Annotated in this window: 14 protein-coding genes and 5 pseudogenes; 13 read left to right on the top strand and 6 right to left on the bottom strand. The window is 57.7% G+C overall.

Translation table 11 applies throughout. From position 1 onward, the window contains the following. Positions 1-90: 90 nt before the first annotated feature. The 7 genes and pseudogenes from FHT93_RS34865 to FHT93_RS34895 form a co-directional block, all read left to right on the top strand. A pseudogene (locus FHT93_RS34865) lies at positions 91-398 on the top strand (hypothetical protein); the annotation flags it as partial. 52 nt (positions 399-450) lie between these two features. Continuing rightward, on the top strand, positions 451-1,023 hold the full coding sequence (locus tag FHT93_RS34870) for a hypothetical protein (protein ID WP_183851392.1): 573 nt from the start codon (positions 451-453) through the stop codon (positions 1,021-1,023). Positions 1,024-1,309: 286 nt separating this feature from the next. Beyond that, positions 1,310-2,752, top strand: coding sequence for an ATPase domain-containing protein (locus FHT93_RS34875; RefSeq protein WP_018116048.1), 1,443 nt, complete (start codon positions 1,310-1,312; stop codon positions 2,750-2,752). Further along, positions 2,749-3,801 (top strand): sensor histidine kinase, encoded by a 1,053-nt coding sequence (locus FHT93_RS34880; protein ID WP_018116049.1) that lies wholly within the window; start codon positions 2,749-2,751, stop codon positions 3,799-3,801. The genes FHT93_RS34875 and FHT93_RS34880 overlap by 4 nt, the downstream gene beginning before the upstream one ends. 166 nt (positions 3,802-3,967) lie before the next feature. Then, positions 3,968-4,141 carry a response regulator gene (locus FHT93_RS35845; protein WP_246781802.1) on the top strand — a complete coding sequence of 58 codons (174 nt, stop codon included), beginning with the start codon at positions 3,968-3,970 and terminating at the stop codon, positions 4,139-4,141. A 420-nt stretch (positions 4,142-4,561) separates the two neighbouring features. Further along, positions 4,562-6,388, top strand: a complete 1,827-nt coding sequence (locus tag FHT93_RS34890) for an EAL domain-containing protein (protein WP_049800953.1) — start codon at positions 4,562-4,564, stop codon at positions 6,386-6,388. A 53-nt stretch (positions 6,389-6,441) separates the two neighbouring features. Continuing rightward, positions 6,442-7,398, top strand: a complete 957-nt coding sequence (locus FHT93_RS34895) for an HD-GYP domain-containing protein (RefSeq protein ID WP_018116052.1) — start codon at positions 6,442-6,444, stop codon at positions 7,396-7,398. Between the two features lie 301 nt (positions 7,399-7,699). Here FHT93_RS34895 and FHT93_RS34900 read toward each other — a convergent pair whose 3' ends face one another. Continuing rightward, positions 7,700-7,930 carry a hypothetical protein gene (locus FHT93_RS34900; protein ID WP_162709980.1) on the bottom strand — a complete coding sequence of 77 codons (231 nt, stop codon included), beginning with the start codon at positions 7,928-7,930 and terminating at the stop codon, positions 7,700-7,702. 206 nt (positions 7,931-8,136) lie between these two features. Here FHT93_RS34900 and FHT93_RS34905 point away from each other — a divergent pair. Both FHT93_RS34905 and FHT93_RS34910 read left to right on the top strand, forming a co-directional pair. Then, positions 8,137-8,259, top strand: a pseudogene (locus FHT93_RS34905) (cold-shock protein); the annotation flags it as partial. Further along, positions 8,246-8,503 (top strand): annotated as a pseudogene (locus FHT93_RS34910) (LysR substrate-binding domain-containing protein); the annotation flags it as partial. The pseudogenes FHT93_RS34905 and FHT93_RS34910, both read left to right, overlap by 14 nt. A gap of 1,407 nt (positions 8,504-9,910) precedes the next feature. On the opposite strand, the gene FHT93_RS34915 reads toward FHT93_RS34910, so the two are convergent. The 3 genes from FHT93_RS34915 to FHT93_RS34925 form a co-directional block, all read right to left on the bottom strand. Further along, on the bottom strand, positions 9,911-10,261 hold the full coding sequence (locus FHT93_RS34915) for a DUF982 domain-containing protein (protein ID WP_018116057.1): 351 nt from the start codon (positions 10,259-10,261) through the stop codon (positions 9,911-9,913). A 406-nt stretch (positions 10,262-10,667) separates the two neighbouring features. Continuing rightward, complete coding sequence (locus tag FHT93_RS34920) at positions 10,668-11,243, bottom strand: hypothetical protein (protein ID WP_113144542.1); 576 nt, start codon at positions 11,241-11,243, stop codon at positions 10,668-10,670. 144 nt (positions 11,244-11,387) lie between these two features. Next, positions 11,388-11,801, bottom strand: coding sequence for a transcriptional regulator (locus FHT93_RS34925; RefSeq protein ID WP_183851393.1), 414 nt, complete (start codon positions 11,799-11,801; stop codon positions 11,388-11,390). Positions 11,802-12,173: 372 nt separating this feature from the next. On the opposite strand from FHT93_RS34925, the gene FHT93_RS34930 reads away from it, so the two are divergent. The 3 genes and pseudogenes from FHT93_RS34930 to FHT93_RS35850 all read left to right on the top strand — a co-directional run. Beyond that, on the top strand, positions 12,174-12,419 hold the full coding sequence (locus tag FHT93_RS34930) for a type II toxin-antitoxin system prevent-host-death family antitoxin (RefSeq protein WP_018116060.1): 246 nt from the start codon (positions 12,174-12,176) through the stop codon (positions 12,417-12,419). Continuing rightward, on the top strand, positions 12,412-12,807 hold the full coding sequence (locus FHT93_RS34935) for a hypothetical protein (RefSeq protein ID WP_018116061.1): 396 nt from the start codon (positions 12,412-12,414) through the stop codon (positions 12,805-12,807). The genes FHT93_RS34930 and FHT93_RS34935 overlap by 8 nt, the downstream gene beginning before the upstream one ends. Positions 12,808-13,209: 402 nt before the next feature. Next, positions 13,210-13,344 (top strand): annotated as a pseudogene (locus tag FHT93_RS35850) (transposase domain-containing protein); the annotation flags it as partial. A gap of 60 nt (positions 13,345-13,404) precedes the next feature. Here the strand turns inward: FHT93_RS35850 and FHT93_RS34940 are convergent. Beyond that, positions 13,405-13,773, bottom strand: coding sequence for a hypothetical protein (locus FHT93_RS34940; RefSeq protein WP_162709985.1), 369 nt, complete (start codon positions 13,771-13,773; stop codon positions 13,405-13,407). A 422-nt stretch (positions 13,774-14,195) separates the two neighbouring features. Between FHT93_RS34940 and FHT93_RS34950 the strand changes: the two are divergent. Then, positions 14,196-14,461: pseudogene (locus FHT93_RS34950) on the top strand (DDE-type integrase/transposase/recombinase); the annotation flags it as partial. Between the two features lie 146 nt (positions 14,462-14,607). Here the strand turns inward: FHT93_RS34950 and FHT93_RS34955 are convergent. Beyond that, on the bottom strand, positions 14,608-14,886 hold the full coding sequence (locus FHT93_RS34955) for a hypothetical protein (RefSeq protein ID WP_183851394.1): 279 nt from the start codon (positions 14,884-14,886) through the stop codon (positions 14,608-14,610). Between the last annotated feature and the right edge of the window lie 170 nt (positions 14,887-15,056).

Here is a 15,056-nt window from a genome sequence, read left to right on the forward strand (position 1 = left end):
CGTCTCGTCATGGTCTCTCCTGTTCCCGGCATCTAAGCCGAAGTCAGGCAGAAATTCCACTTATCCTGGCTGTGCAGATTTCCCGAGCCAGCTCTAATCGACAGCCTGAAGGCCAAGGTGCTTTCCGACGCCGATCTCGACAAGCGTGTCCAGCAGCGTGGCGATCTCATCGCAGCCGCTGCGGTCATCGCCAAGGACGTCAAGACCACTGGTCTCTCCGACGCCGCGATCCGCAAGGCTGTCGTCGCCGCCAAGCTCGGCGATGCCGCCGTGGCCGATAAAGCACACGCCTATATCGATGCTCGCTTCGACATTCTCGTCGAGGACGCCAAGAAGGCGACCGGTGCTGACCGTTCGTTCGGGTTCTCGCCGACGGCGTCCGCCCCGCTGCCGACGCTCACACCGGAGCCGATAAGGCTTGGTCGGACAGCGTCAACGGAAGAGCTTTGCATGGCTGCAGACGCCGCCAACGTTCACACCGCGATCGGTTTGCAATTACGAGGCAGCCCGACGGTCAAACGCGCCCGCGAGCTGCTGCAAGGCGGCGCCATCGGCCGCCTGCTGAGCGCAAACATCTATTCATCGACCGCCGGCTTTGGACCAGAGGTTCCTGACCCATACGTTTATCTCGAGGACCCGCAAAACTTCGCCAACCTCATCACCATACAGGGCGCCCATACGCTCGATCTGGCATTCAACCTTCTGGGCGAGCCCGTTGCCTCCAACAGCATGGTGTCGCGCCAGTATCCTTCAATCGCGCTCGGCGAGCAGAAGGAAATCCACCGGCGGACAACGTATGACCATCTCCTGTTTCAAGGCGCCACGGTTAAAGGCGTTTCCGTATGCATAGAGGTCGCAGGGGGGCGCACTCCCGAAGCGCCGTTTCGATTTGAGATCGTAGGCGAAAAAGGTACGCTTAATCTCCAAGGAGGTGCCGCGCGGGGCGGGGGGCGTTCTCCCGGCGATGCCAATCCTCGCTTCAAACCGGGAAATGCTGACATAGCCGTCGGGTTCAGTATATAAATGGCGTAATCACAAGCAGTCGCCGCCAGCCACCCATGGTGGAATTTTGCACAAAATTGCAACAGCACCGGTCAGGTCCCCGCATTCCCTCAAGGATTCTGTGGCGGCCGATCAGAGCGCAACCTAACACCCCCTAAATCGCAATTGGTTCATCTCGTAGCGCAGCTTTCAGAGTGATGTCATTGATGTTTTGGAAAAGCAAAATATAACAACTGCGCGGCTTCTTCCAAGGACGATGCGCGCCATCGACATCGACACGCACCCATCATTGCAACGGAAGACCGAGATGCCAAAACGAAAAATGCCGTCCATTGTCAGCACCGGAATCGAGGGTCTGAACGAGGTCCTGCGTGGCGGCTTGCCCGCATCGAACCTCTATATGCTCCAGGGTGCGCCCGGCTCGGGCAAAACTACGGCCGCACTGCAATTCTTGCGTGCTGGTGTGGAAGCCGGCGAAAGCTGCATCTACGTCACACTTTCCCAGTCTGCCGCTGAGCTTGAAGCCATTGCTTTGTCCCACGGCTGGACGCTGGACGGTATCCGCATTGAAGAACTATCAACATCTGGGGCGGTTAACGAAGCGGACGATCAGAGTATCTTTCTGACGGCGGATCTGAGGCTTGATGAAACGCGGAAGGCTATTGAAGCCGCAATCGAGGAGCACAAGCCTCGCCGGCTTGTCTATGACTCGCTTCTCGAGATCCGGCTGATCACGGGCGATTCGCCGAGGTTCCGCCGCGAGTTGATCGGCTTTAAATCGTTCCTGGCCAAACAGGACGTCGTCGCGCTTCTCCTCGACACCCAGAACTCGGCCAATGACCGCAGCGGCGAGGAAGTCGAGGGGCTTGCCCACGGCGTAATCCGCTTCGACAAATCCCTCGAGGAATATGGTGGCGTCCGCCGCCGCGTCGAGGTTTCAAAAATGCGCGGGGTACCGGTCGCTGACGGGTACCACGACATGGCAATTCGCGAAGGCGAGGGGGTCGTCGTTTTTCCGCGGATCATGCCGAGCACGGATTCGGAAGGATCAAAGCCACAACTCATCAAATCCGGTGTCGCCGAACTCGACGACATGTTTGGTGGTGGTCAAGAGGCCGGAACCACGACTTTGGTCATTGGTCAGTCCGGCACCGGAAAGTCGACGATGTCGTCGCTTTATGCGACCGCAGCGCTTGAACGTGGGGAGAGTGTTGCGCTGTTCCTCTTCGAAGAACGTCTGGAAACGTTCTTCCGCCGGTCCGAGGGGCTGGGCATGGAGCTGCGACAGTTCCATAAGGACGGCAAGCTCATCCTGCGCGACTTCAACCCCAATGAGATCTCTCCCGGGGAATTTGGCCAGATCGTCCAGGACGCGGTTACCCAGAACAAAGTGCGGGTCGTGGTGATCGACAGCTTGACGGGCTATCTCAATTCGCTTCCCCACCGCGAAAAAGCTGTCCGAGACATCCAGTCTCTTCTCAAATATCTGGCCCGCTCCGGTGTTCTCACTATGCTGATCGTCGCTCAGCATGGATTGATTGGCCAAAATGTCGGCATCGATGTTGACGTGAGTTTCCTTGGCGATACCGTCCTGCTTCTGCGGATCGTCGAGCATGAGGGGCGTCTCCGCCGCAACATCACCGTTGTCAAAAAGCGTCACGGACCCCACGACCTGAATGTCCAGGAACTGCTGATCCAGAGTGGGAGCGTCACGGTTGTTCCCTATAACCCTCTCCCTGATCCTAAATGACCCATGCTCCCGAAAGCGAACTGGACTGGGTGCTGGTCCTTGCTCCCTTTCGCAAGGATTCCGACTACATCGCTGCGTTTCTTCGCGAGCAGAGGGTTGCTGTCAAAGCCGCCAAACTTGACGACGACCTGGATCTCCTTCTCGGCCAATCACCGGGCATCATCGCCATCACGCACGAGGCTCTGAACGCGGGCGTCATAGACCGGATTGGCAATCACCTCGTCGAACAACCTGATTGGTCGGAGGTCCCGATTATTGTCCTGCTCGAACGGGCAGCATCGGTTTCGCGGATCCGCGGTCACCTCGAGCGCGAATGGCCGGGCGCCCGGCTCTTGTTCCACACCCGCCCGATCGCGCCGCTGGAGCTGGTCAACGCCATCCAATCAAACCTTTTGGTACGGCTTCGGCAGCGTCAGGTTCGCGATAATATCGAACGTGAGCGGGAGATTCGCCTGGAACTCAATCACCGCGTCAAGAACATTCTCGCCAGCGTGACCTCGATCTTCCAGATGACCAAACGTGGTGCCGCGACCGTGGAAGACCTCTCAGCCGACTTTTCAAGCCGCCTGCAGGCTTTAGCCGACGTGCACTCAGCAGTTTTCGAGGCAGGCGGGGAAGAGGTTTCGTTTTCGGCCGTCGTCGAGCTAACGGTCTCGCCATATATAAGCGGTGGAACCAGCCGGATCGTAGCGCGTGGCCCGGAACTTGTCGTCACTCGCGATGCCGCGACAACGATCGCTCTTTGTCTGCACGAACTGATCACCAACGCGATCAAGTATGGTGCGCTCTCTCAGCCCGCCGGGACCGTCGACCTCACGTGGACCATCCACGAAACCGAGACAGGCGGCCGTTTTTTTATGAGCTGGGTCGAAACCGGGGGGCCGAGCGTGCGCGAGCCGACGCGGCAAGGCTACGGCACGCGATACATCCGCTCGGCTCTCGGATCGCTTTTCGGCTCAACGCCTGAAATGACTTATGCACCTGCGGGATTTCGTTGCCAGGCGGCAGGCCTGCTTTCACGGATGACTCCGGCAGGTGCTCGGACGTGACAAGACTTATCACCCCCGACATGTTGGCTGATTACTGGATCGAACTGCCTGTACGCGCGTCACGCGATTTGTTGCGAAGAGCCAATGTCTTGTGTGGAGCGGGAAAGGATCGTGACGCCGCAGATTACTATCAAACCTCGTGATTGAAGATGAAGTCATTGTACGCATGGATATCGCCATGTCGCTTGAGGAACAAGGCTTCGATGTTGTTGAAGCGGGCAATGCTGATGAAGCCGTCGATTTTTTGAATGCCCATTCTGATATTCGCATCATGTTCACGGACATCGACCTGCCCGGCAGCATCGACGGCCTGAAACTCGCAGCTGCGGTGAGGGATTGATGGGCGCCAGTCAGTGTCACGTCGGGTCACAGGCACATGACGGATGAGATGTTGCGGGTGGATGGGAGGTTTTTGGCAAGTCCAATGATCACTCCATAATCATAGACACGACCCGGAGAATGGTTGCCGCGGCATAATATGAGGATCTGGCTGTACCTACCAGCTACAAACCCATGGGATGACGCAGGCTGCCACGCAGAGCGGCCCCTGTCGCAGTCTCGGTACTCGGTGCGTCGGTTCCAGGCGGGGTGACCCCACAATGCCGAGCGGTCAGAACTCCGAACGTGGACGTCATCGAGGCGCGGGGCGAGGAGCCGCTCGAGGCTACATTCAACAGTATCGATCAACATTTAATCGATACGGTAACTTGATCTGAAATTGCAGCTGTTAAGGTGGGCTACATTTTCGAGATGCCCCATGATGATCCTAGAATTGCAGAATGCCATTCTTGAAATGATTGCCAAAGGCGAACCGCTGCCGACCACGCTTTCGGTGCTGTGTACAAAGGTCGAAGCCGCGATTCCCGGTATCACAGTCACTGTCCTCAGATCAAATGGCGCTAGCTTGTCGACACTTGCGGCTCCGTCTCTCCCAAAATCGTATTCGGACGCGGTCGATAACCTCAAAGTCGGACTCTCGTCGGGGTCTTGCGGGGCCGCCGCCTACCTTGGATCGCCGGTCGTCGTCACCGACATAAAAACCGATCCCAGGTGGACCGATCACACGGCACTCGCCCTCGCGCTCGGCCTGAAGGCTTGTTGGTCAAGCCCTATCAAGAGCGGCGACCGCGTCGTCGGCACATTCGCCTTCTACTACCGGGAGAACCGTGGCCCAAGCAAGCTTGAGCAAACGATCGTGGACGCTTGTGTGCATCTCTGCTCCATTGCAATCGAGCGTGAGGAACGGGTGGCGGAGCGTCAGCGTCTGACCTATACGGACGGACTTACGGGGCTGCGGAACAGAACTGCCTTCGATCTTGCTCTTCGAACCTCGCCGCTGCCTCCTAATAACGGCTGGGGACTCCTTGTAGCCGACGTCGACAATCTGAAGCTGGCCAACGATACCTTTGGTCACGCCGCCGGCGATGCTCTGATCCGCGTCGTGGCAGAACGGATCGCTGCAGCCGCAGGAAGGGAACAGACCTATCGGCTCGGTGGCGACGAATTCGCTGTCATCCTTGTCGGTGAAGTGGAACTCGATCTGCAGCGTAAAGCTGCTGAGATCCTGAGCGTACTTGAACCTCCCACGGAGTGCGCGGGCCACGTCGTCTTTCCGGCCGTGACACTCGGCGGTGCCTTGGCGACAGGTGGCGTGGATCCCGAGCAGGTCCGGCAAAATGCCGATATCGCGCTTTACCACGCCAAAGAGCATGCCCGCGGACAATTTATCGCGTTCCATTCAGGTCTCGGAACAGCGTTGACGCGCCGCTTCCGCGCAGTAAGGGACGTTAGCCTTGCGCTGTCGGAAAACCGCATCGAGACCTACTATCAACCGATCGTGCGGCTCGACACGCGAGAGGCCGTCGGCCTGGAGGCCTTGTGCCGGATGAGGACCCCGTCCGGCGACGTCATCGCGGCCGCTCATTTTCATGAGGCGACCAAAGACGCCCAAGTCGCATCGGCGCTGACAGACCGGATGTTGAGCAGGGTTGCCGCGGATATGCGCGCATGGCTCGACGAGTCGCTTCCTCTACAGCATGTCGGTGTCAACCTCTCAGCCGCCGACTTCCGCAAGGGAGGACTACGAGAGAAGATATGCCGGATCTTCGAAGAGGCGGGTGTCCCTCTTGATCACTTGATTCTGGAGGTGACGGAATCCGTTTATCTCGGACAGCGAGACCACGTGGTGGCGGATCAAATCAACGCCCTGCGATCCGAGGGCCTGAAAGTCGCACTTGATGATTTCGGGACCGGTTACGCCTCCCTGACCCATCTGCTGACCGTCCCTGTCGACATCATCAAGATCGACAAATCCTTCATCGACCGAACGAGACTGGGTGACGCCGGGATGGTGATTGTCAGGGGGTTGCTTTCGATCGCAGCCGAGCTTGGTATTCGCGTGGTGGCGGAAGGTATCGAGGATGAAGATCAAGCATACCGTCTTGAAACATCTGGTTGCAAGCTCGGTCAGGGCTACTTATTCGCAGGAGCGATGGACGGCTTGAAGGCGGGACAGTTCCTGAATGCGCACGGCCAGCGGCCGATACGAGGTGGGCCCTTTTCGGAGCCCCTTCTGTACTCCAGCTAAGACATATTCCTGTTCATTTCATTAATAGTGCGAGACTTTCAGGAAGATCATACATGCTCAAACGCATCCCACTGAATCAGCTCCGGGTCGGCATGTTCATCAACGACATGGAATTCGCAACCGAGATCGATGCTGCCCGCTTCAGGCCTTTCTTGGTCTCGAAGGGAGATGATGTCAGAAGGCTTGCTGGCAGCCATGTCAGAAGCGTGGTCATCGACATTACGAAAGGCATAGATGTCGTAGGAGCTCCGACCCGGGAGGTTTCGGCGAGCTTCGAGGCCCAGTTGCTGAACGTATTTTCACGTGGAGAGATCAATCGCGCCAGACAATCCATTCAGGAGGTCGGACCGCATCTTCGTCATATGCTACAGGATGCTCGCGTAAACGGTTATTTTGCAGATGAGGCAGCAACCAGTGCGGTGGAGCGCATCATGCTGGAGACGCTCGACAACACCGGCGCGCTGGTTGCTGTTGCCAAGCTGAAGGAGAAGGATGAGACCACATTCCTCCACTCGCTCGCGGTCAGCGCTCTGATGATCGCATTCGGGCGCTGCCTCGGTCACGGGCAAAACGAGGTCCGCGTTCTGGGTCTTGGCGGTCTTGTGCACGATCTCGGAAAGATGGCCATTCCTGATGACGTTCTGAACAAACCGGGCAAACTGACTGCCGAGGAAATGGATCTCGTCCGCACCCATCCGCAAAAGGGCTACGAGATGGTGGCGAAAGCAGGCTCGGCGCCGCCTGAAGTACTCGACATCTGTCGTTTTCACCATGAGCGATATGATGGCGGCGGTTATCCCGATCGCCTTTCTGGAAGGAAGATCCCTTACGTTGCGCGCGTTGCTGCCATTTGCGACGTCTACGAGGTACTGACAACCGTCCGCCCCTACAAGCCGGCTTTCTCACAGGCCGAGGCCATCAATATGATGATGAACTCTCCCGGTCATTTCGACCAGAAGCTCTTGTCGGCATTCGTCTCGAATATGGTCATCAGTGGCACGCTGCACTGATATAGGCATCCGATATCTACGGCGGGTCGGGCGTCGAGCGGTTATGCGGCAGGTCGCCGCGCCGGCGCCCTCTTCATCATAGTCAGCGACCGTTCGCTTTCATCCTCAGGCTTTTGATTGGATCTGGCTAGGATAGTAGTGTGAGACCAGGCGAAAGCCGCGCGCTGCAGTCGGAGGTCAGCATTTCTTTTTCCTCACGACCTTGTTCCCTCGTGGCCCGCTCAGGGTCGGACTTGATCCGCAAAAAACAGGGATCATCCGAGCTGTTCCAGGGAAGAAGGAGTTAAAAGTTTTGTCTCGCCTACTTTTGCGCGATGCGTTTTGGCAATGAGTTCGCGTAGGCGGCGGCTTCCCCAGAATACGGAAACTCGTCACCGATCTGGCGATCACCGTCGAAGACTTTGAAGGTTGGCCCTTCGAGCTCGACGATCTTGTATCCGTTTACGTATTCGAACTTTGGCGTTTTCCAGCCCATCGGAAGCCCTTCAGTCGGGCCACCATCTCGATTGCCGAAATGGTGGCGTATACCCACAGAAGCTTCCATGTATCAGGCGGATAGGTAAAAAACGACCAGCAAAATGCGATGGACCAACTATCAGCCGCCATTCAAATTAGGTGTCACTGGGCGTCGACACCCCAAGTCGAAAAGATGGTCTAGCCTCTCAGATGATGTTGCGCCTTATTACTGCCGGAGCTTCCTTCCGCGCTCCTCCAACGCGATGCTTGAAAGGGTTCATCATGACCACTGGCACAGTAAAATGGTTCAATTCCACCAAGGGCTTCGGCTTCATCCAGCCTGACAACGGCGGCGCTGACGCCTTCGTTCATATCTCGGCTGTCGAGCACGCTGGAATGCGAGATTGATCTCGAGGATCTGCGCTCTGAAAAGATCATCTCCTTTTCCCGCCAGAACCGCTCCTACAGCGAGCGGTACTTTACCGAGAAGTTCGAGGAGTACGATCTGACCGACAATGTCGCCTATACCTGCGACGACACCTTCTCGCTGGTGTCGCTGGTCTCAGCCGGTCTTGGCATCGGCTTCGTGCCGGAATGGACACAGGATCTGCCAAACCGCGGGTTCGAACTGAAGAAGATGAGGGGCGTCGCCGTATTTTGATAGCGTCTCGACCGGCTGCATGGCGGGGTCGCTCGGCTTTCCAAGCGTCGAGGCGGTCATTCCAAACTTTAGCGGCCGCGATCAACTAGTTTGCGGAAAATTCTCGCCGAGCGCGGCGCTCAGATAGGGGCAGCCGGCTCTTCGGTACAGGCTAAGGTTCCACAGGCACCATCAGTATGCCTCCGGCACGCCGCTTACGCTTCCTGGTCGATCGCCCTGTCCAGATCGATCTTCCCCCACGCTCTGAACTTGCCTTTGCCTGTACCGGTGTCGAGAACGGCTTCGGCCATATCGTACCCACACACGGCTCAGGAAGGCGTCAACCGTCATCTCGCCGGCATAGGCGGCAGCATGCTCGTCCCTGAGGACAGCAGGCCAGCAATCAATGGGTATTTCAGCGTGCTTAGTCATTCTCTCCCCGGTTCCCACAGGGGGCTTCCACTGGTGCGCCAATGGTCTGACGTCACCTCAGACTGAAGTCCGAAGTGAGTTTTTTGGTGGAACGCAAAGACCGGGCAATCATTTAACCGCGGTCCAATAAATTCAGGTAAAGCCCCATGAAAAAAATCATCCTGGCTGTAGCTCTGGCTTTTTCGTCCGTCATCGCCGTCCCGGCCGCGTCCTATGCGGACAGCGTCATCATTCGTACTGATGACGGTCCGGGGCCGCATCGCGGCTGGGAACGTGGCGAGCATCGTGGCTGGTATAACGGTCACCGTGGGTGGAGAGCTCGAATGGTCCATGAAGATTACCGGCGCCACCCGTCTTGCTTCACCAAAAGGGTAACGACGTATCGGTATGGTGAGCGCGTTACGCGGACGACCAATGTCTGCCGCTAACTGAACCCGATTTCGCACCATGGAGCCGGAAAGTGATCCACTCTCCGGCTCCTGCTGTTTTGGCAGCGTTTTAGATCTAGCCACATCGGCATCACGATCCGGTCTTTCCGGAGGCCGCCAACACATATTCCGCGGGATTGCAGCGCAACTTGAACGTTTTGCGAACGCGATATGAGGTCAAAGGGCATCGCCTCCTCCGGTGAGGGCGTGGGGGACATCCGTAGTTTCCGCAATTTCCGAGGTTTACGGTCTGTCGTAAGCTGTCGCCGTGACGAGAGAGGAATTCTGTAAGCGGTTCGTTGAGCGGGTTAGGCTCCATTGCCTCGCGGGGCGGAGACCGTTTGGAATGGACCCTGATATCTACTGCGAGAAGGTCGCTCCAATGTATTGGCGCGAACTGGGAGAAGAATTGAGCCCCGAGCAATGCGCGATCGCGATGCGGAAGACTGGTTGCTTCCACGCCGCTAGTGACGAGAGCTGCTGGCCGCATAGGTATGGACGCGGGCCGCCGTTAGATCGCCGATGATCGGGATCCTCGGCAAGCTCCGCTGGGAGTTCATCTCTGATGCCGAAGATCAGAAGAACGGTCGCTGCGCTGGGTTTTACGACGAGGTGCGGGAGCGCTACGGGCCTTCGGCGCGTCGTCCGGCAGCACAGTGATTCTGGCATCCCGAGCCGCGTCGACGAAGGCTTTCCTCGCCCGTGCCCCGCCGCCATGCGTTGCCAATGCTCTAAAGCACTGGGCTAAGGCGCGCTGGAACATGGTGTTCCCAGCCTTCTTAGGCCATTTCTCGGACATCAGCAGTCCGGAGAGGCCCGAGACAGTATGAAAGTCTCGATATCCTTGTCCATCGATCTGCACTGATATTTTCTTGATACGGACGGGCGACAGTTCGAGCTCGGCCATTTCATCACCTCACGCATGACTGATTCGCGACTCAACAGGTGCGGCGGTGATCCGTTCCGTCAATAACCCTTCCGGGCGAAATCAAGCTGGAGGTGGGATCACGCGGCCTCAGGGCTAACAGAGGGGAGGGCAAGATATGCCGCTACGCGATCCTAACGCAAGGACTTACATGCAATCGGTTTGGTTCCCGTCGTCGAGTGAGTTTGTGAAACTTTTGCTGCGCACGGCGCGGCGGGTGGAACTGACGAGGGCGGGGCTTCCTTCTACGAGCGCTCGGTCAGGATGATCAGCGAGCTGGAGCTGTCGAAGGAGATCGTCCGCTGTCATCACCCCAACCGGGAATAATGAAGACCATGGGCTCCGTCTCCGGCGGAGCCTTCCGTTTAGCGGAATTGGTAGTCCGCGATTAGCGCGGATCGAACCTGGCGAGCATCTTGCGCAATTGAGCGTTCTGCTCGCTGAGCTTCTTTGCAAGCTGACGCCGCAACGCGTCGACCTCAGCATCAAGGTCGGCCATTTCATCCATGTAGGATCTCGGGCCGGTGGGGATAGAAGGAGCTTCGTCTAAAGCTGGGCCGGTCGCCGGTGCCGCGAGCGAAGAAACCTTCTTCCGGCGCGTGGGCGCTGCCTTAGTCGTTGCTTTGGCAGCCGCGGTTTCCGAGTACGCAGGTGAAGTTTCTTCGGCTTTGTCTTTGCTGGCGAGGTTTGCGGGCCTGTCGTCAGCGACTGCGACCGCAGGAGCGTCTTCAATTGATGCCGGTATTCCGGTCTCAGGCGGATGGGTATCTGATAGGGATCGGCTTGCCTCGACCTGAGCGGAGCGGTCGAGTGCCGTTACATCGAGGCTAGGTTGTTCCGCCTCGGGCACAGGCTTGTGTTCGAGAGCAATGGTTTTCGGTGCGACTGCTGCGCTCTCGTCACGACCATGTGTTTTCGGCTTAGGCAACACCAGGTCAGCTACAAATCTCCATGGCGTTCTCATTGCATTCAACCTTCAAAGCATGATGGCGGGACATTGCCGCGGTCATTCATTGTTACCAAGAGGACCGCATTGATCCTGGTCGAACCAGGCGAAAGGTCCACGGCGCCATCGGATTGAAATACGTGGCGCCGCTCAGACCAGAATTCAGCCCTTGCCAAGGCGCTTGCGCAGATCCGCATTTTCGGCGCGCAGCTTTTCCGAGAGCTCCCTTCGAAGCTGCTTGTTCTCTTCCTCAAGCTTGATGAGGTCCGCGATATCATCGAGAACGTCAACAGCGGTAGCGACCGGAGCGGAAGCGGTGGAAGCAACGCGGGGCGCGCGAGCCGCGGGCGCCCTCGGTGCGGCAGGAGCCGTTACAGCCTTGACAGGAGCCGTCTTGGAGCCGCGCTTCGCGCGCGTCTTCTTGGCGGGCTTCTTTACCGGCGCAGAGGTAAGATCGACGGTGCCGGGTTCGGCGGCGGCTTTCGGCGTGCGCGACTTGCGGGTTTTCTTTTCAGCGGCGGCTACGGCCGGCGCTTCGGTCGTGGCAGTGGTCTCGATCGTGGTTTCGTCAGCCATCAGTGTTCTCCTCTGTTAGGCGGGCGAAGCATTTGTTTCGTCGCCATTTAAAGTCAATGCGGAGTACCGGGTTTTCGCGTGCATTCAATGTTTGCGGCGCTGCCATTCGCGAATTCCTTTGATTGCGCGACAAGGGAACGATCTTTATGGCCACATCGATGAGACAGGTCTGACAAAAGAGCGGCTGCGCCTTGATCGATTTCCCGCATTGGCGACAAATATTTCCTTATCCTTGTCGGCTGCGCTGTGTGCTTAGAACATTCCTCGATCCGCTCTTCTAGCTCACTGATGAAAGCCGACTGGTTGCAGCAAGCAGCCGGCTTGCGCGAACCGCATAAAATACGTATTTTACGTAACTGCCTGGAGGTGCCTATGAAGCAGTTTTCTTTTTCCGATATGAACCGGGCCTCGGGAGAGATCCTGGAGGCGGCCTTGATCGAGCCGGTGGCACTCACCAAGCGTGGCAAGGAAAAGCTCGTCATCCTGACGGCGGAACAGTACCGAAAGCTTATCGGCGGCTCGCATACGGTGGCCTATGGCCTCGACGATGCTCCCGACGCAATCCATGCGGAGCTGATGACCGGCCTCGACGCGTTGCTTGAGGACGATCATGTTTAATGCAGGCGACGTCGTCCGCTTCCATTACCTCTGGAAGCGACAGTCGGACGCCGGCGAGGAGAGCGGCCGCAAGGCTCGTCCGGTTTGCGTCGTCGTGCGAACACCCGCCGTCCCGGGCGCCGTTTTCCTGTTCGCCATTACCTCGCAGATTCCGCCTGAGGGTCGCCTGTTCCTGCCGATCCGCGAGATCGAGTGCCGCCGCGCCGGCCTTGATTTTCCCTGCTGGATCATTCTCGACGAATACAACCGCGTCGAGCTCGACAAGGCTTTCGACTTCGAAACGGGCAGGCCGCTTGGCAGCTTCAGCCCGGCCTTCCTGAAAAAGATCGCCGGCATCGTCAAGCAAGCGGCGGCGAGCCGCAGGCTGGCGGCAGTCAACCGTACCTAGCCGCCGGAACGGTCGGATCTTCCCTCAACCCAACCGATCTCATCCGCCACGCTCTGAATTCCAATGTCGTAGATCACTCCAGCGTTAGGACAGGCCTTCGGGGAGCGATAGCAGGGATGTTCCGAAAACACCGTCCGGATCCACGCCCGCCCTTAGAGCCATTGTCCGACCCTTCCCCAAGCAACCCACCGCGGTCTCGATGCGGCTTGTCTGACCAAAAACCGCCTCGCAAGCTCGGCTTGATCGTCTTCCCGCAAACGGCCTGCTCGTTTTCTTCCGCTGGCCACGCCCACCCCACATGACGGGGCATGTGGGGACGCCGGATCTGCGGCCATTCCTCGCGATACAAGAAAGCCTCGTTTTTTCCACCAGGAGGGATCGAGCCCCTGTCTTGCGGCACTGAAGCGGGACGCCGTTGATCCGCTCACCTATTTCACCGCCACGCTCACCGCCATCATCAACGGCCACAGGCAGTCCCGCATCGATAAGCTTTTACCGGGGAATTATCCGGGCATGGCAAGCAATTTCCACACGTAGTAGCTCCCCCTTTGCGTCCGACCGCCTCTTTCGGAAGGATGGTTCGTGAAGTAAAACACTTCAATGAAAAACGAACTCGTCCACGAAATCTGGCTCGATCCCGAGCCAGACGGTCAACTGCTCCCCGGCCTTTGTCTTGCTGGCCCAATGGGAGACGGCTTCAGAGCGCTCCTTAATAAGGGGGCTGTTAAGGCTGGCGAGATAACCGGGCATAGCCATTTCGATGTCATGACGAAATACTGGAAGCTTCAGGGCTGGGGCGAGTACCAGACGGAGCACCGGCAGGATCACGAGCCATATCCTGACGAATGGGTTCTCACCCAACGCCCCTTTATCGACAGCATGTGAATTTGCGGCGTGACCGCGATCAACACACACTCGCCTTGGGTCCGGCCGATCTTCAAAACGAACCCCCGTCTTGGTGGTCAAGTGTGATCGGCACACTGCTTACAGAACAGATTTTCGCGGCGGGTTTCTCTGCAGGCGCATACACGACCCTTTTACTGGCTGGAGCCCGTGTTGCATTTTCGCAGTTCGAGCTAGACAATCCGGAATTGAGTCCTGTTCGGGGACCCAGAGAATTTCCAGACCTCGCCGATGAACTGCCAAAACTCTATGAGAACCCGGTTTTTCGGATGTCCTGGGATCGGCGGCGAAGTGATTTTTCCGATCCCCGAATCCGCGCTGTCTTCGCCATTGCTCCGGGCCGCTCTGTCTTGGGTTTTTCGCGGGAAAGTCTTCAAGCGATAGACCGACCAGCGTACCTGATAGGCGGCGACGGAGAGAATGTCGCACCGCCCGAACGGTGCGGCGAGTGGCTATCACAGAACATCCCTCGCTGTAGTTCTGAAAATTACGGAGCAGCAGAGCGGTACGTACCGCGCAGCATCGAACATCGACCACACAACGGCCTGAACAATCGCGCGGAGAATTCTCACGTGCCGCTACGAAAACAAGAGTGGATGATGAGCGCTTCCGTTCCGTGGGCGGCTTGCGACGTTTCCTCCTGGTATTTTCAGCAGTCAGAAATCTCTTCGTGCCGCTACATCAGAAACGCTCAGCCCTAGCCACCCTATTCCTTTTCGGCCATCGCTACCCTCCGCGTTACGCTGGCTGAGGCGCGTTACCCACCTTGTGGTTACCAACCATGCTCAACGCATTCGACAAAGTGCCTTGTCGGACTTGGAAAGATATCCGCTAAAGGATGTGGTTTTCTGCTTTCGGACCACACCAACCCATCATCAACGGATCATGGAAACGAGTTCAATGATAGCTAAAATCAGTGGAGGGATAATGCAATTCGAACTCACTCACAAGCCTTATGGCCTGTGCGACAGACGTTTCGGCGGCTTCCGAAGTTTCCTGAGCAATGGCGGCCGCGTTTTGCGATAGTTCTGCGGCCAACACTTCCATCTCGTTCCAACTCGGATACTGTCGAAGCTTAGCTACTCCCGCGGAGTGTTGCAGCATCGATACGAGCGAGCGCAGGACCGACTCCCGCCGTTTAGCGCTCATACTCCCTAAGGTCGATCTGGTGGACATCGCACGCTCCTTCAAGGGGGCTGTCCGAAAGATGACCGAGAAGTGGCGACAACCATTCTCCGGGCGAGCTTGTTATCCAAGTAGGGCGTTCGCTACTCGTTGCAAGCAGTTGGATTTTAATACCTCGCCGCACCCCGGGCCCCATCAAAAGGAGCCCTCCCAGGGGTGTG

The sequence above is a fragment of the Rhizobium sp. BK379 genome (genome assembly GCF_014193955.1).
GTDB lineage: Bacteria > Pseudomonadota > Alphaproteobacteria > Rhizobiales > Rhizobiaceae > Rhizobium.

Bases quoted from the DNA above. Each gene is read 5' to 3' on its own strand.
- FHT93_RS34925 (WP_183851393.1), bottom strand. From the start codon at position 11,801: ATGGCTGACGAAACCACGATCGAGACCACTGCCACGACCGAAGCGCCG.
- FHT93_RS35845 (WP_246781802.1), top strand. From the start codon at position 3,968: ATGGATATCGCCATGTCGCTTGAGGAACAAGGCTTCGATGTTGTTGAA.
- FHT93_RS34915 (WP_018116057.1), bottom strand. From the start codon at position 10,261: ATGGCCGAGCTCGAACTGTCGCCCGTCCGTATCAAGAAAATATCAGTG.
- FHT93_RS34890 (WP_049800953.1), top strand. From the start codon at position 4,562: ATGATCCTAGAATTGCAGAATGCCATTCTTGAAATGATTGCCAAAGGC.
- FHT93_RS34935 (WP_018116061.1), top strand. From the start codon at position 12,412: ATGTTTAATGCAGGCGACGTCGTCCGCTTCCATTACCTCTGGAAGCGA.
- FHT93_RS34920 (WP_113144542.1), bottom strand. From the start codon at position 11,243: ATGAGAACGCCATGGAGATTTGTAGCTGACCTGGTGTTGCCTAAGCCG.
- FHT93_RS34875 (WP_018116048.1), top strand. From the start codon at position 1,310: ATGCCAAAACGAAAAATGCCGTCCATTGTCAGCACCGGAATCGAGGGT.
- FHT93_RS34870 (WP_183851392.1), top strand. From the start codon at position 451: ATGGCTGCAGACGCCGCCAACGTTCACACCGCGATCGGTTTGCAATTA.
- FHT93_RS34955 (WP_183851394.1), bottom strand. From the start codon at position 14,886: ATGTCCACCAGATCGACCTTAGGGAGTATGAGCGCTAAACGGCGGGAG.
- FHT93_RS34880 (WP_018116049.1), top strand. From the start codon at position 2,749: ATGACCCATGCTCCCGAAAGCGAACTGGACTGGGTGCTGGTCCTTGCT.
- FHT93_RS34930 (WP_018116060.1), top strand. From the start codon at position 12,174: ATGAAGCAGTTTTCTTTTTCCGATATGAACCGGGCCTCGGGAGAGATC.
- FHT93_RS34895 (WP_018116052.1), top strand. From the start codon at position 6,442: ATGCTCAAACGCATCCCACTGAATCAGCTCCGGGTCGGCATGTTCATC.